Raw genomic sequence first — 14,101 nt, 5'->3', positions numbered from 1 at the left:
TGGTCAAGCATGCGCTTCGTGGGGTACTGCGCGCTGCGACTCGGGGGGCGGGGTGATGCGTACGCTCTGTACGCGCCGCCTGGCTGAGGTTCGTAGCGGTGGCGTCGGTCAGGCGCTGGCGTTACGCGCCCGGTTGCGAGCGGCGCGGCGCTTCATTGCGCGGCGCTCGTCCTCGCTGAGGCCACCCCAGACGCCGGAGTCCTGGCCGGACTCGAGCGCCCACTGCAGGCACTGCTCCATGACGGGGCAGCGACGGCAGACGGCCTTGGCTTCCTCGATCTGCAGCAGCGCAGGACCGGTGTTGCCGATGGGGAAGAACAGCTCCGGGTCTTCCTCACGACAAACGGCGTTGTGACGCCAGTCCATGGCTGCTACCTCTCCTTGGTATACGTACTGTGGCTTGTGAATGTGAACGCTTTCACGAATCCCCCCGCAAGTGTCGGGCCGACGCCCAGATGAACTGGTTGTGGTCCTGTGCAGTGAGGAGGGGTTCTGGCTTTCAGCGGAGGCCGTTGTTGCGGGCCGTCCCGATCGCCATGTAGAGATTCGCAAACCTCGGCGACGGATACAACCCCTTCTGGAAAGTTTTTTTTGATTCCTCGGTGTCGGCTAGGTCACAGCCGTACTTCTAGAGGGTGGAGCCCAGTCCAAACGTTCGAGTTAAAGGACTTTGGTCCCTTCCACTCACACAATCACACGCAGTGCACGGCGTACGCCTGTGAACGTCACACTTGTACGCAGTCCCAGGTGGTCACCGTCCATCTGGAGGGGCAGTGGGGCCTTTGAATGCAAGGTGAAGTCCGTGAGGTCATGCAGTGAAACGGCGTGCTTACCGCGCGGACCCTTTTCCGGGCTCGAAGTGAGCAGCTGCGTGGCGTACCGGGTGACGGCCGGGGTGGACAGTCGCTGCAGGCCGAGGACGTCCAGGGCGGTGTCGAACGACGCCTTCGGGGAGGCGTAGATCGGCCGGTTCCCCAGGTACGTCCAGGGAGCCGTGTTGCAGATTATGGAGAGCGCGAGGTCGGTGACCGGGTCCTGGCCGGGCACCTCCAGGGTGATGATTCCCTGCCGTCGATGCGGCTCCTCGAGGAACTGGCGCATCACCTGGCGCACGTACAGGGCATGGGTCGAACGCTTGCCGCGTTCGCGCTGCTGTTCGACACGGCCGATCACACCGGCGTCGAATCCGAGGCCGGCGCAGAAGGTGAACCAGCGCTCCGGGACCGATTCGTCCTCCGTGCCGGGGGTTCCGGCCGCCAGGCCGAGGCCGACCGTCCGTTCGGTGCGGTTGGCCAGCGCGTCCAGGATGGCGCCCGTCGCCTCCACCGCGTCGTTCGGGAGGCCGAGGGCGCGGGCGAAGACATTGGTCGAGCCGCCGGGGACCACGGCGAGTTTCGGCAGGTTGTCGATGTCGGGGCCCTTGTGGAGCAGGCCGTTCACGACTTCGTTGACCGTGCCGTCTCCGCCGAGCGCGACCACGAGATCGATGTCGTCGCTGTCGGCGGCCCGTCGTCCCAGGTCACGGGCGTGCCCGCGGTACTCCGTGGACACGGCCTCCAGCTTCATTTCGCTGGCCAGTGCATGAATCAGCACGTCACGGGTCCGCGCACTGGTGGTGGTAGCAGCTGGATTGACCACAAGAAGTGCGCGCATGACCGCCAGACTACCTACCGCGAGGTATCGGCCTGAAGTCCTGCCCGGATGCCTTCACGCTGCGTGACGACGTGGGTGCGGCGCGGGGGTCCGTGCGTGTGTCGCCTCCGCCCGGCCGGAGGCGTTCCGACCCCGGCTTCACTTTCGTGCGCCGGGGATGCCAACCTGCAAGGGTGAGTACTCAGCAGAACGCGCCCTCGCCGACGCCCTCGGCCGAACCGCCGAAGCCGGCCAGGCTCACGCTCGTGGCCGGCCTCAGCGCCCTCGAAGGGGCGGCCCTCGTCATCGGCGGTGTCTCCATGCTGGTGATGGGGCTGCTCGGCCGCCCCGACAGCCCGCAGCAGGCCGAAATGGGCGGCCTGACGGTGATCGCCCTGGGGCTGATCCCGCTCTTCGCCGCCCGCGGGCTCCTTCGGCGACGGAGCTGGAGCCGCGGACCCGCACTCATCACGCAGATCATCGCGCTGCCGGTGGCCTGGACGCTGCTGCGGTCCCAGGGGGCGCTGATCCCGGCCGGCATCGTGCTCGCCGCGGTGGCGCTGACCGCGCTGTACCAGCTGGCCCGCCCGGCGACCATCGAGGCGCTCGGCATTCGCCGGCCGGGCGCGACGCCCGACACGGACAGCGCCGACGCCTGAGGCGCGGTACGGCGGCCTCGGGCCGGCCGGACGGGTGCCGTCCGGCCGCCCCTGCGCCCGCCTACTCCTCGACGAGCAGCCGCTCGCGCAACTGGGCCAGGGTGCGGGCCAGCAGCCGGGAGACGTGCATCTGCGAGATGCCGACCTCCTGAGCGATCTGCGACTGGGTCATGTTGCCGAAGAAGCGAAGCAGCAGAATCCGCTTCTCGCGCGGCGGCAGGTCCTCCAGCAGCGGCTTGAGCGACTCCCGGTACTCGACACCCTCCAGCGCCTCGTCCTCGGAGCCGAGCGTGTCCGCGACCGCGGGGGACTCGTCGTCCGTGTCCGGCACGTCCAGCGAGAGCGTGCTGTAAGCATTGGCCGATTCCAGGCCCTCCAGGACCTCTTCCTCGGAGATGCCGAGCCGCTCCGCCAGCTCGTGCACCGTGGGCGAGCGGCCGTGCTGCTGGGAGAGCTCCGCGGTCGCCGTGGTCAGCGAGAGCCGCAGCTCCTGGAGCCGGCGCGGCACCCGCACCGCCCAGCCCTTGTCGCGGAAGTGCCGCTTGATCTCGCCGACGACCGTGGGCGTCGCGTACGTCGAGAACTCGACGCCGCGCTCCGGGTCGAACCGGTCGACCGACTTGATCAGACCGATCGTGGCGACCTGGGTCAGGTCGTCCAGCGGCTCGCCGCGGTTGCGGAAGCGCCGCGCCAGGTGCTCCACCAGCGGCAGGTGCATCCGCACCAGCCGGTTGCGCAGCTCCGCCTTCTCGGGTGACCCGTCCGGGAGCTTGCCCAGCTCGATGAACAGCGCCCGCGCCCCGCTGCGGTCGTGTGGATCGTGGTGCCCGTGCTCGCTCATCTGGCCCGCCCGCTCCGCCTGCGACTTCTCCACCGCGACCGTAATGCCGGCGGGCCCCTGTGCCCCGTCCACCGCACGGGGCAGGTCCGCCCCGTCCACCGGATGAGGCAGGGCCTGCTGCTCCGGGATGCCTGCTGCGCGCACCACCCCTGGTCGGATCGTCTCGTCCCGCACAGGACCGTCCCCGTTCCCGTTGCTCACGCCGGCCCGGGTCCCGCGCCGCGCTGTTTGTACAGGCTGATGCTGACCGTACGGTCATCGGCGACCGAGGAGTCGACCTTTCCGGCCAGTGCGGAGAGCACCGTCCAGGCGAACGTGTCGCGCTCCGGGGCCCGGCCGTCCGTCGTCGGGGCCGAGACCGTCACCTCGAGAGAATCGTCGACGAGCCGGAACACGCAGCTGAGGACGGAACCCGGCACGGCCTGCTGGAGCAGGATCGCGCAGGCCTCGTCGACCGCGATACGAAGATCCTCGATCTCGTCGAGAGTGAAGTCCAAACGCGCTGCGAGACCGGCCGTGGCCGTACGCAGCACCGACAGGTAGGCACCCGCAGCGGGCAGCCGGACCTCTACGAAGTCCTGATTCCCGGGCTCGCCTGCGATCTGGGACACCCTCACCTCCAAGGTGGCACAAACTCTTCGAGGATCCGGGAAGGGTCGCCCGGAGCCATGCGGTACGTCTTCGGTTCTTGGTCCGGCGACGCTATCGCGATCCATGATGCCGTGTCGCCGAGACCCCATCCCATGACTGTCACTCATGGTAAGCCCATGAGTACACACAGTGGCTAGGGGTCTGCGACGGTCAATTACGAACAACAGGCGCCGGTTTGACGTACCCACACGTCAGACGATCGAACCGTCCTCGAAGCACCAGCGCCAGCTCTCGCCGGCCTCGAAGCTCCGCATCACCGGGTGACCGGTCTCCTTGAAGTGCCCCGTGGCGTGCTGGTGGGGCGACGAATCGCAGCAGCCGACATGCCCGCAGATCAGGCAGAGTCGCAGTTGCACGGGGTGGGTGCCCGCCGCCCGGCATTCGAGACAGGTCTCGGAGAGGGCTGCGGGCTCGGGGCGCGGCAGGTCCGGTACATGCGGGCACTCGCTCATGATGGCCAGGTTACGACGGATGCGAGGACCGTGAGATGGACGCATTGCCACTGGTGGCACTGGTCGCAGCCAGTGCGGCGACGGCCGGTCTGGCCCGCCGGACGCCGGTGCCGGCCCCGCTGCTGCTGGTGGCCCTCGGGCTGATCGGCTCGTACGTGCCCGGGGTGCCGACGTACACACTGGACGCACACATCGTGCTGCCGCTCCTGCTGCCACCGCTGCTGTACACGGCGGCCGTGGACAGCTCGTACCTGGACCTGCGGGCCAACATCCGCCCCGTCGCGCTGCTCTCCGTCGGCTACGTGCTGTTCGCCACCGTCGCGGTGGGCTGGCTGGCGTACCGGCTGGTGCCCGACCTGCCGCTCACGGCCGCGCTGGTGCTGGGCGCCGTCATCGCCCCGCCGGACGCCGTCACCGCCGCGGCCATCGCCCGCCGGGTCGGCCTGCCCGCCAGGATCACGACGATCCTTCAGGGCGAATCCCTGGTGAACGACGCCACCGCGATCACCGCCTACAAGGTGGCGCTCGCCGCGGCCGTCGGCGAGGGCATGAGCTGGGGCGGCGGGATCGGCGAGTTCCTGCTGGCCTCGGTCGGCGGTGTCGGTGTCGGACTGGTCCTCATGGTCCCGCTGCACTGGCTCCGCACACACCTCAGGGAGCCCCTGCTCCAGAACACCCTGTCGCTCCTGATCCCGTTCGTGGCGTACGCGGCCGCGGAACGCGTGCACGCCTCCGGAGTGCTCGCGGTCGTCGTCGTCGCGCTCTACCTGGGCCACCGCTCCTGGCAGGTCGACTTCGCCACCAGGCTCCAGGAGGCCGCCGTCTGGAAGATGGTCGCGTTCATCCTGGAGTCCGCCGTCTTCGCCCTGATCGGCCTCCAGTTGCCCTTCGTACTGAAGGGGCTCGGTACGTATGCCGTCGCCGAGGCCCTCTGGTACGCGGTGGCGGTGTTCCTGGCGGTCGTCGTCGTCCGGTTCATCTGGGTCTATCCGGCGACCTATGTGCCCCGCCTGCTGTCGAAACGCATCCGGGAACGGGAACCCGAGACCAACTGGACCTCACCGCTGATCGTCGGCTGGGCCGGGATGCGCGGCGTCGTCTCGCTCGCCATCGCCTTCTCCATTCCCCTGGTCACGAGCGACGGCGACGCGTTCCCGGCACGCAACCTGGTGTTGTTCCTGACCTTCACCACGGTCATCGGCACGCTGGTCGTCCAGGGGCTCACGCTGCCGGTCATGGTGAAGGTCCTGAAGCTCCCGGGCCGCGACCGGCAGGCCGAGACGCTCGCCGAGGCGCAGGCCCAGAGCGAGGCGTCCACGGCCGCCGAGGCGCGCCTGGAGGAGCTGCTCACCGACCGGCGCAACAGCCTGCCCCAGCCGCTCACCGACCGGCTGCGCACCGTCCTGGAACGCCGCCGCAACGCCGTCTGGGAGCGCCTCGGGGCGGCCAATCCGGTGACGGGCGAGTCGGCGGACGACACCTACCGGCGGCTGGCCGGCGAGATGATCGAGGCCGAGCGCGAGGTCTTCGTACGGCTGCGGGACGAGCGCAGCATCGACGACGAGATGATGCGGACGCTGCTCAGGCGCCTCGACCTGGAGGAGGCCGCGGCCTACCGGGAGGAGTCGGACGACTGATCCTCCGGGGGTGCGTCAGGACGCCCCGTGATGACGGCCGCGACCGCGCTTCCGGCGGGGAACGCGCCCTCACCGGCCAGCACGGTGAGCGCGTACAGGAGTTTGGCCACATAGAGCCGCTCGACCGGAAGCCCGTGGCGGTCCTCGAAGTCGTCGGCGAACGCGTGCAGGGCGGGTGTGGTGCGGGCGTACCCGCCGAAGTGGAAGCGTTCGTCCAGGGACCACGTGCCGGCCGGTCCGCCGAACGCCTCCCGCTGGAGGTCCCGGACCGTGTCCCCCAGGAAGCCGCCCCGCAGGACCGGGATGCCGAGGGCGCGCTGCCCGGGGGCCAGTCCCGCGGCCAGCCCGGCGAGGGTGCCCCCGGTGCCGCAGGCCACCGCCGCCACGCCGGCCGCCCCGCGCAGCTCGCGGCCGAGCTCTGTGCAGCCCTGTGCGGCCAGGGCGTTGCTGCCGCCCTCCGGGATGACCTCGCACTCTCCGTAGGCGCTCAGCAGCCCTGCCAGAACCCGCGGATCGGCCTTGGCGCGGTACGTCCGGCGGTCCACGAAGTGCAGCAGCATGCCGTCGGCCGCGCACCGGGCCAGCGAGGGGTTGAGCGGGCGGTGTGCGAGCTCGTCGCCCCGGACCACGCCGATGGTGCGGAAGCCCAGCAGCCGGCCCGCGGCGGCCGTGGCCCGCAGGTGGTTGGAGTAGGCGCCGCCGAAGGTCAGCACGGGACGGCCGGCCGCCGCGCGGAGGTTCGGGGCGAGTTTGCGCCACTTGTTGCCCGGCAGGTCCGCATGGATCAGGTCGTCGCGCTTCAGGAGCAGCGTCACGCCGTGACGCGCGAAGCGCTCGTCCCCGGCCGGCTGCAGGGGCGACGGGAGCACCGGCCGCAGCCGGGAGAGGCCGGGGTCCTGTCCGGAGTACCCGGCAGGACCCGGCGCGTCGGGGGACGTGGAGGGCATGGCCCCATTGTGGCCGCGCCCCCGTCCGGGGGCGGGCCCCCGGGCTACTTAAGACGGTCGTGGATCCGTGCCCGCATGGAGGTCATCGAGAAGCCGCGCGGGTCGACCTTGCCGGGCTGCCACTCCCGGTGGCCGATGACCGAGCGGGAGGTCCAGTTGTGGTGGCGGCAGACCGCGGCCGCCGCCTTTTCGATGGCTTCGAGCTGGACGGCCGGCCAGGGGTCCTTGCCGTCGCCGAGGTTCTCGCACTCGAAGCCGTAGAAGTGCCGGTTCCCGTCGGTGTTGGTTTCGTTGTCCGACGGCAGGCCCTTCTCGGCGATGACGGCGCGCAGGACGTCGTCGTCGCCGAGCCCGGCGTGGTTGGCCCGTCCGTAGCCGACCAGGTGGACCCGGCCGTCCTTGGCGATGACGCCGTGGCACAGCGGCCCCGGCAGTGCCGCATAGCCGTCGCGGCAGATCCGGACGGTGGCGGCGGTGCCCTTGGTGACCGTGTGATGGATCATCACGCCGTTGACCGGCCCCCAGGGGCCCTTGTGGTTGCGGTTGTGGGTGCGCCAGTCGCCGACCTGGACGACGGTGAGCCCTTCGTCCTTCAGTGCGTCGAGAAAGGTGCTCGCGGACATGGATGAGGACATGACCGACTCCTTCGTGCGTGGGGGGAGTGTGTCCGTACAGCGCTTGTACCCGACGGACGGGGTCCCGGACCAGTCACGGGGAGATTCCGGGGCCCTGTTCGGACGGTGTGCGAGCCGATCCGGTCAATTCCGCGAGCACCGGCCGCCGCTCAGCCCTGGGCGAGCCACAGGTCGGGGCCGAACACCTCGTAGTGGATGTCGGCCGCCGGGACGCCCTTGGCGAGCAACTGGGTGCGCACGGCCCGCATGAAGGGCAGAGGGCCGCAGAGGTAGGCGTGGGTGCCGGACGGGATCGTCACGCCGGTCAGGTCGACGAGGCCGGTGCGGTCCGCCGGGTGGCCCTGCTCAGGGGTCTCGTACCAGAAGTGGGCCGCGGCGTCGGGGAGTTCGGCGGTGAACAGGGCGTGGTCGGAGCGCAGCGCGTGGTCGGCGGGGGAGCGGTCGCCGTGCACCACGGTCACCGGCGCGCGGTGGCCGGAGTCCGCGAGGTGCTCCAGCATCGACAGCATCGGGGTGCAGCCGATGCCCGCCGATGCGAGCAGGAGCGGGGCGTTTGCGGACTTCAGTACGAGGTCGCCGTACGGGGCCGAGACGCGGAGCCGGTCACCGGTGCGGACGTGGGAGTGCAGCTGCTGCGAGACCTCGCCGTCGGGGGCGCCGCCGCCGTGCACCCGCTTGACGGTGAACGAGCGGAGCGCCGAACCGGGGGCGCGGGAGAGGCTGTACTGGCGTATCTGGCGTGCCCCGTCGGGGAGTTCGACCTGCACGGACACGTACTGGCCGGGGCGGAAGGCGGGGGCGGGGGCGCCGTCTGCCGGGCGGAGCTGGAACGTGGCGACGTCCGCGGTCTCCTCGGTGCGCGAGACGACCTCCCACGCGCGCCAGACGTCGCCGGCGACGACGCCCTGCTGTGCGTACAGGCGCTCCTCGATGGCGATCAGGGCGTTGGCCATCAGCCAGTAGACCTCGTCCCAGGCGGCCGCGACCTCGGGGGTGACCGCGTCGCCGAGCACTTCGGTGATGGCCGCGAACAGGTGGGTGTGCACGACGTCGTACTGGGCGGCCGTGACGCCGAGCGAGGCGTGCTTGTGCGCGATGCGGTCGAGCATCACGTCGGGACGGGTTCCGGGGTGCTCGACCAGTTGGGTCGCGAACGCGGCGATGGAGCCGGCGAGCGCCTGGCGCTGGGCGCCGGAGGCCTGGTTGCCGCGGTTGAACAGATCGCGCAGCAGCTCGGGGTGGGCGTCGAACAGCTTGCGGTAGAAGAGATCGGCGATGTCCCCGATGGCCGCGCCGACGGCGGGAAGCGTGGCACGGACGGTGGCGGCCGACGGTTCGGAGAGCATCGGTAACTCCTCGGATTCATAATTGGCATCTCAGATGCGCATTTAAAGTCAGTGTAGGAACCGGGCTGTGGGCCCGGTCCGGCGGGGGGTGGTTCAGGCGTCCGAGGGCGGTCCGCTGCTGATGCCGATCAGCAGCGGACCGGTCGGCGAGGAGACCAGTTCGGAGACGGTGAGCGGGTCGAGCGAGACGTAGAAGGCCTCCGAGGCCGCACGCAGGGCGTGGCGCAGCCGGCAGTCCGACCGCAGCGGGCACGGGGTGGCGCCCTCGCACTCGACGACGTCACCCGGGCCTTCGAGCTCGCGGACGAGCCCGCCGATGGAGGTGGAGCGGCCGGCCGGGGTGAGGGCGAGTCCGCCCCCGCGGCCCCGTCGCGCCTCGACCAGGCCGAGGTGCTGGAGGCGGGCCACGACCTTCGCGGCGTGGGAGTACGGCACCTGCATGGTCGCCGCCACCTCCCGGGTGGTCGGCGGGTCCTCGTTCTCCACGACGGCCAGACGCATCAGCACGCGCAGTGCCACGTCGGTGAATCTCGTCAGCCGCATGGCGGTCACGGTAAGTGAATTGGCATTCCGTATGCAAATTAACCGGGCCGACGGGCATCGCGCAGCGTTGTGCCCAGCCCAAAGCCCGATTAGTCACACTCTTTTGTGTAATGGCGTGGCGAGTCCGCATGCTGAAAGGTTCTTCTCGCAGGTCAGCCGATGAATCGAGAGGACGACAGATGTCCGTTGGTGAAGAGGTTCAGAACGTGCAGGTGCCGCCGCAGCAGAGTCTTGGTACGGCAGCCGCGCGGAACCTCGCGACGACCACCAAGTCCGCTCCGCAGATGCAGGAGATCACCTCGCGGTGGCTGCTGAAGATGCTTCCGTGGGTCCAGGTGCAGGGCGGCACGTACCGGGTGAACCGCCGGCTGAGCTATTCGGTCGGGGACGGCAGGGTGACCTTCGTACAGACAGGGGACCGGGTCTCCGTGATCCCCGCCGAGCTCGGTGAACTTCCGGCTCTGAGGGACTTCGGGGACGAGGAGGTGCTCGCCGAACTCGCCAGGCGGTGCGAACAGCGCGACATTCCCGCCGGACAGCTCCTGGCGACGGCGGGCGAGGCGGCGGACCGGGTCTTCCTGCTGGCGCACGGAAAGGTCGAGAAGGTCGGCACCGGGCCCTACGGGGACGAGACGGTGCTCGGGGTCCACGCGGACGGCGCCTACTTCGGGGACCACTCCCTGATCGAGGGCGACGCCCTCTGGGAGTACACGGCCCGCGCCGTCACTGCGTGCACGGTCCTGACCCTGAGGCGGGCCGATGTGCTCAACCTCGCCGAGCGGGCCGACTCGCTGCGCACCCACCTCGCCGGGCTGCTCGCCATTCCGCACCAGCGCACCAACAAGTACGGCGAGGCGGAGATCGACCTGTCCGCGGGGCACAGCGGCGAGGCCGTCGTCCCGCACACGTTCGTGGACTACGACGCCGCACCCCGCGAGTACGAACTGAGCGTGGCCCAGACCGTCCTGAAGGTCCACAGCAGGGTCGCCGACCTCTACAACCAGCCGATGAACCAGACCGAGCAGCAGTTGCGGCTCACGGTCGAGGCGCTCCGTGAGCGCCAGGAGCACGAGCTGATCAACAACCGGGAGTTCGGCCTGCTCAACAACTGCGACTACGGGCAGCGGCTCCAGCCGCACGACGGAGCGCCCACACCCGACGACATGGACGAACTGCTGTCACGCCGCCGCGGATCGAAGCTCTTCCTCGCGCACCCGCGGGCCATCGCCGCCTTCGGCCGCGAGTGCAACAAGCGCGGTCTGGTGCCGGAGAGCGTGGATGTCGGCGGGCACCACGTGCCGGCCTGGCGCGGGGTTCCGATCTTCCCGTCCAACAAGATCCCGGTCACGGACGCCCGCACCACGTCGATCATCTGCATGAGGACCGGCGAGGCCGAACAGGGTGTCATCGGCCTCCAGCAGACGGGCATCCCGGACGAGATCGAGCCCAGCCTGTCGGTCCGCTTCATGGGGATCGACGAGCAGGCGATCATCTCCTATCTCGTGACGGCCTACTACTCCGCGGCCGTCCTGGTCCCGGACGCCCTCGGTGTCCTGGAGAACGTCGAGGTCAGCCGCTGGCGGTGAGTCCACGGGGTCCCGGGCCTGCCGGGTCCGGGACCCCGTCGGCCGCAGCCGGCGCACCCACAGCAACCACCCACGTCCCCGGCCCCCGGGACGAAAGTCATCGGGGGCCGGGGACGGCAACGACCGGGGTGACCGATTGACCATGACCCGTACCGACGCCGCCGCCACCGAGGGCAATGAGGCCGCGGCGCTCCTGGAGTACACCCGGACCCTCGTCGACCCGCATCTGCGGGCCGCGGTCGCCTCACTGCCGGGATCGATCCGGCGTGTGGCGATGTACCACTTCGGCTGGGAGAACGCCGACGGCAGCCCCGCCGCGGGAGGCGCCGGCAAGGCGATCAGACCCGCACTCGTCCTGGCCGCCACCCGTGCGCTCGGCGGCGATCCCAGAGATGCCGTGCGGGCCGCCGTCGCCGTGGAACTGGCCCACAACTTCACCCTGCTGCACGACGACGTCATCGACGAGGACCGCACCCGCCGCCACCGGGCCACGGCCTGGACCGTCTTCGGTATCCCCGACGCCGTCATCGCGGGGGACGCCATGCTGGCCCTCGCCCAGCGGCTCCTGGCCGAGGACGCGCGTGCGGTTTCGCCCCGTGCCTCGGCCCGGCTCTCCACCTGTGTCATCGAGCTGTGCGCGGGCCAGCAGGCGGACTGCGCCTTCGAGGAACGCGGGCCGGACGAGGTCACGTTGGACGAGTGCCTCACGATGGCGACGGCGAAGACGGGAGCGTTGCTCGGCTGCGCCTGCGCACTGGGCGCGCTCTACGCGGGCGTGGAGGAGCGTGCCGTCGGAGCGATGGACGGCTTCGGCCGGGAGGCCGGGCTCGCCTTCCAGCTCATCGACGACCTGATCGGCATCTGGGGCGACCCGGCCCAGACCGGGAAGCCGGTGGGCGCCGACCTCGCCGCCCACAAGAAGTCGCTGCCCGTGGTCGCCGCGCTGACCTCGGGCACCCAGGCGGCGGCGGAGCTCGCCGCGCTCTACCGGGGCCCGATGAACACGGCCGGTGAGATCAGCCGTGCGTCGGACGCCGTCGACCGGGCGGGCGGCCGCGACTGGGCCCAGGTCTGTGCCGCGGACCGCATGGCACGCGCGGTGCACCACCTGTCCAGGGCCGTGCCCGATCTGTCGGCGGCGGGAGATCTCCTGGCCCTGGCGGAGTTCGTCACCCGCCGGACGCACTGAACGGAGGCGGACGCACGCAACGGCGGCCGACCGAAGATCGGCCGAGGTCACAGGGGTCGGGCGGTGAAGTGGAGGGCGGCACGGGGAGTGTCCGAGCCACGGGCTACAGTCCCTGCCCATGACAGATGAGTCGTGGGCAGGGTGGTACCGGGACCGACAGGGCTCCGATGCCGTCATCCTCACCACCGACGGGCAGCAACTCCGGCTTCGTATCAGGGGCGTCGATTTCGAGGGCGAGAGCTTCGACGCGCTCTGCCCGGTGGCGGGCATGCCGCCGGAGAGCGGGATGTTCGCCCTGGCCGACGGGGTGCTCAACGACTGCGTCCTGGAATGGGACCTGCCGTACCCCGTCACCGCGGACGGTGAGGTCCATCAGGCCACGCTGAGCTGCCTGTTGTCGCTGCGCAGGCCCGACCCGTATCTCTACCTGGAGCTGCGCTACGGCGGCGCGGCCTTCCGGTCCCACCGGGCCGAGAGCGACTTCGGTGCCGCGCTCGCCACCATCCAGCGCTCCCTGCCGCCCGGGATCCGGCTCCGGACGTGCATCGCGTGCGCCTTCTCGGACTACTTCCCGGCACCCGGCCGAGGGCTCTCCGGCGGCCTCGCCTGCTTCCGGGGCGCCAAGGAGGCCTATCGCGGCGCGGCCGGCGAGGACGACGTGCTGGACCTGTGGGACCGGCGCAGCGGATTCGTCCAGGAGGTCTGGAGCTGCCGTGAGTTCGAGCCCCGCCCGGAGACGGGCGCGGGCACCGGTCACCGCGGCGCCTTCCCGCTCGAAACGGCCTGACCGCAGCGGCGGGCGGCACCCGCGGCCCGCATGAGACACGACATGACACTCCCTCAACCGGCCTGACGGCCCGACGCCGTCGGGCCGGTTCGTCGTTCCGGCCGGGTCCCGCGCCCCTGTCGGACGGTTGCCGCACCTTTATTGTTCTACTAGCATGCGAACAATGGAGGTTTTGATGAACCGGAAGAACGCCGGCCGCGCGGCTCTCGCCGCTCTGCCGTTCCTGCTGGCCCTCGCCGCCGACCTGATCCTTTTCGCCACGCGCCGTGACCGCCTGCCCGCCCAGCTGGCCAGCCACTTCGTGGGCAACGGCCGGGCGGACGACTACGCGGGCCGGACCTCGTACGTCGTCGTCACCACGGTGCTGCTCGTCGGCACCGGTGCGCTGTCGGCCCTGATGACCGCCCGGGGAGGGTTCCACGGCCGGGCGTACCGGCGCGTGGTCGCCTTCGGCTACGCACTCGCCGGCTTCCTGGGGTACCTGATGGCGGTGGTCCTGCTCGTCAACGTGGACGCGGCCGAAGACGCGCGGGGCCGCGCCCAGGACGTCTCGTTCCCGATGTGGCACCTGGCCGCCGCGCTCGGGGTGGCCGCGCTCGCCTTCGGGCTGGGGCTGCTGCTCGCCGCAGTCGTTCCCGTACCGGAGGAACCGTCGGCGGACGGACAGGCGGACGGGCAGGCGGACGGGCGGGCGGACAGGGCGACGGCGGGCGGGGAACGCATCGCGCTGGCCGCCGGGGAGGTAGCGGGCTGGGCGCGCAGCGCCGGGAACCGATGGCTGCTGCCCGCGGTGGCACTGACCTGCGCCGGAGGAGTGGCGCTGCTGTTCACGGTGGGTTGGAGCGCCGCGGTTCCGGTCGTGCTGGTCGGCCTGCTCCTGCTGACCTTCGCCCGCCCGAACGTGGCCGTGGACCGGCGTGGGATCACCGTCTCCGGGATGCTGCCCTGGCCGCGCGTCCAGGTGCCGCTCGACCGGATCGAGACGGCGGCCAGCCGGGACATCAAGCCGCTCACCGAGTACGGGGGCTGGGGCTACCGGATCCGGCCGGGGCGCACCGGCATCATGATTCGTTCCGGTGAGGGGATCGTGGCACGGTTGTCCGACGGCCGGGACTTCGCGGTCACGGTCGACGACTCGGCGACGGCTGCCGCGCTCCTCAACACCCTGATCGACCAGCGCCGAACGGAACACTGAC

General features: G+C 70.7%; 15 protein-coding genes. 6 read left to right on the top strand and 9 right to left on the bottom strand.

Going from position 1 to position 14,101, the window contains the following annotated elements; all coding sequences use genetic code 11:
- Positions 1 to 108: 108 nt before the first annotated feature.
- Both OG959_RS11325 and OG959_RS11320 read right to left on the bottom strand, forming a co-directional pair.
- Positions 109 to 366, bottom strand: coding sequence for a WhiB family transcriptional regulator (locus OG959_RS11325; RefSeq protein ID WP_003953983.1), 258 nt, complete (start codon positions 364 to 366; stop codon positions 109 to 111).
- A 318-nt stretch (positions 367 to 684) separates the two neighbouring features.
- Positions 685 to 1,653: a diacylglycerol/lipid kinase family protein gene (locus OG959_RS11320; protein ID WP_326658033.1), complete on the bottom strand. Its 969-nt coding sequence runs from the start codon at positions 1,651 to 1,653 to the stop codon at positions 685 to 687.
- A gap of 245 nt (positions 1,654 to 1,898) precedes the next feature.
- Between OG959_RS11320 and OG959_RS11315 the strand changes: the two genes are divergently transcribed.
- Positions 1,899 to 2,291: a hypothetical protein gene (locus OG959_RS11315; protein ID WP_326666327.1), complete on the top strand. Its 393-nt coding sequence runs from the start codon at positions 1,899 to 1,901 to the stop codon at positions 2,289 to 2,291.
- 61 nt (positions 2,292 to 2,352) lie between these two features.
- Here OG959_RS11315 and OG959_RS11310 read toward each other — a convergent pair whose 3' ends face one another.
- The 3 genes from OG959_RS11310 to OG959_RS11300 form a co-directional block, all read right to left on the bottom strand.
- Positions 2,353 to 3,279, bottom strand: a complete 927-nt coding sequence (locus tag OG959_RS11310) for an RNA polymerase sigma factor SigF (protein WP_371602880.1) — start codon at positions 3,277 to 3,279, stop codon at positions 2,353 to 2,355.
- Between the two features lie 50 nt (positions 3,280 to 3,329).
- On the bottom strand, positions 3,330 to 3,743 hold the full coding sequence (locus OG959_RS11305; protein ID WP_067163834.1) for an anti-sigma regulatory factor: 414 nt from the start codon (positions 3,741 to 3,743) through the stop codon (positions 3,330 to 3,332).
- A 231-nt stretch (positions 3,744 to 3,974) separates the two neighbouring features.
- Complete coding sequence (locus tag OG959_RS11300) at positions 3,975 to 4,235, bottom strand: UBP-type zinc finger domain-containing protein (RefSeq protein WP_326658031.1); 261 nt, start codon at positions 4,233 to 4,235, stop codon at positions 3,975 to 3,977.
- A 35-nt stretch (positions 4,236 to 4,270) separates the two neighbouring features.
- Here OG959_RS11300 and OG959_RS11295 point away from each other — a divergent pair, with 35 nt between their 5' ends.
- A complete protein-coding gene (locus OG959_RS11295) occupies positions 4,271 to 5,872 on the top strand; it encodes a Na+/H+ antiporter (RefSeq protein ID WP_326658030.1) in 1,602 nt (533 codons plus the stop codon).
- Here the strand turns inward: OG959_RS11295 and OG959_RS11290 are convergent.
- The 4 genes from OG959_RS11290 to OG959_RS11275 all read right to left on the bottom strand — a co-directional run bounded on the left by OG959_RS11290 (position 5,848) and on the right by OG959_RS11275 (position 9,343).
- Positions 5,848 to 6,819, bottom strand: coding sequence for a 1-aminocyclopropane-1-carboxylate deaminase/D-cysteine desulfhydrase (locus OG959_RS11290; protein ID WP_326658029.1), 972 nt, complete (start codon positions 6,817 to 6,819; stop codon positions 5,848 to 5,850). The genes OG959_RS11295 and OG959_RS11290 overlap by 25 nt on opposite strands.
- A gap of 44 nt (positions 6,820 to 6,863) precedes the next feature.
- Positions 6,864 to 7,454, bottom strand: a complete 591-nt coding sequence (locus OG959_RS11285) for an N-acetylmuramoyl-L-alanine amidase (RefSeq protein ID WP_326658028.1) — start codon at positions 7,452 to 7,454, stop codon at positions 6,864 to 6,866.
- A 149-nt stretch (positions 7,455 to 7,603) separates the two neighbouring features.
- Complete coding sequence (locus tag OG959_RS11280; protein ID WP_326658027.1) at positions 7,604 to 8,800, bottom strand: globin domain-containing protein; 1,197 nt, start codon at positions 8,798 to 8,800, stop codon at positions 7,604 to 7,606.
- A gap of 93 nt (positions 8,801 to 8,893) precedes the next feature.
- The gene (locus tag OG959_RS11275; protein WP_326658026.1) at positions 8,894 to 9,343 is read right to left on the bottom strand and encodes an RrF2 family transcriptional regulator; all 450 of its coding nucleotides are present in this window, start codon (positions 9,341 to 9,343) and stop codon (positions 8,894 to 8,896) included.
- A 179-nt stretch (positions 9,344 to 9,522) separates the two neighbouring features.
- On the opposite strand from OG959_RS11275, the gene OG959_RS11270 reads away from it, so the two are divergent.
- The 4 genes from OG959_RS11270 (at position 9,523) to OG959_RS11255 (ending at position 14,100) form a co-directional block, all read left to right on the top strand.
- The gene (locus OG959_RS11270) at positions 9,523 to 10,929 is read left to right on the top strand and encodes a family 2B encapsulin nanocompartment shell protein (RefSeq protein ID WP_326658025.1); all 1,407 of its coding nucleotides are present in this window, start codon (positions 9,523 to 9,525) and stop codon (positions 10,927 to 10,929) included.
- Between the two features lie 142 nt (positions 10,930 to 11,071).
- Complete coding sequence (locus tag OG959_RS11265) at positions 11,072 to 12,118, top strand: family 2 encapsulin nanocompartment cargo protein polyprenyl transferase (RefSeq protein WP_326658024.1); 1,047 nt, start codon at positions 11,072 to 11,074, stop codon at positions 12,116 to 12,118.
- Positions 12,119 to 12,236: 118 nt separating this feature from the next.
- Positions 12,237 to 12,905: a DUF6304 family protein gene (locus OG959_RS11260; RefSeq protein ID WP_326658023.1), complete on the top strand. Its 669-nt coding sequence runs from the start codon at positions 12,237 to 12,239 to the stop codon at positions 12,903 to 12,905.
- A gap of 175 nt (positions 12,906 to 13,080) precedes the next feature.
- On the top strand, positions 13,081 to 14,100 hold the full coding sequence (locus tag OG959_RS11255; protein ID WP_326658022.1) for a DUF1648 domain-containing protein: 1,020 nt from the start codon (positions 13,081 to 13,083) through the stop codon (positions 14,098 to 14,100).
- Position 14,101: the final 1 nt, after the last annotated feature.

Source organism: Streptomyces sp. NBC_00385, from assembly GCF_035917155.1.
In the GTDB taxonomy this organism is placed as follows: domain Bacteria; phylum Actinomycetota; class Actinomycetes; order Streptomycetales; family Streptomycetaceae; genus Streptomyces; species Streptomyces poriferorum.
Note: the sequence above shows the minus strand (reverse complement) of the source record. Positions and strands in the feature narration are given on the sequence as shown.

Coding starts and splice junctions, on each gene's coding strand:
- OG959_RS11270 (WP_326658025.1), top strand. CDS start 9,523: ATGTCCGTTGGTGAAGAGGTTCAGAACGTGCAGGTGCCGCCGCAGCAG.
- OG959_RS11285 (WP_326658028.1), bottom strand. CDS start 7,454: ATGTCCTCATCCATGTCCGCGAGCACCTTTCTCGACGCACTGAAGGAC.
- OG959_RS11290 (WP_326658029.1), bottom strand. CDS start 6,819: ATGCCCTCCACGTCCCCCGACGCGCCGGGTCCTGCCGGGTACTCCGGA.
- OG959_RS11295 (WP_326658030.1), top strand. CDS start 4,271: ATGGACGCATTGCCACTGGTGGCACTGGTCGCAGCCAGTGCGGCGACG.
- OG959_RS11325 (WP_003953983.1), bottom strand. CDS start 366: ATGGACTGGCGTCACAACGCCGTTTGTCGTGAGGAAGACCCGGAGCTG.
- OG959_RS11320 (WP_326658033.1), bottom strand. CDS start 1,653: ATGCGCGCACTTCTTGTGGTCAATCCAGCTGCTACCACCACCAGTGCG.
- OG959_RS11280 (WP_326658027.1), bottom strand. CDS start 8,800: ATGCTCTCCGAACCGTCGGCCGCCACCGTCCGTGCCACGCTTCCCGCC.
- OG959_RS11275 (WP_326658026.1), bottom strand. CDS start 9,343: ATGCGGCTGACGAGATTCACCGACGTGGCACTGCGCGTGCTGATGCGT.
- OG959_RS11265 (WP_326658024.1), top strand. CDS start 11,072: ATGACCCGTACCGACGCCGCCGCCACCGAGGGCAATGAGGCCGCGGCG.
- OG959_RS11300 (WP_326658031.1), bottom strand. CDS start 4,235: ATGAGCGAGTGCCCGCATGTACCGGACCTGCCGCGCCCCGAGCCCGCA.
- OG959_RS11260 (WP_326658023.1), top strand. CDS start 12,237: ATGACAGATGAGTCGTGGGCAGGGTGGTACCGGGACCGACAGGGCTCC.
- OG959_RS11255 (WP_326658022.1), top strand. CDS start 13,081: ATGAACCGGAAGAACGCCGGCCGCGCGGCTCTCGCCGCTCTGCCGTTC.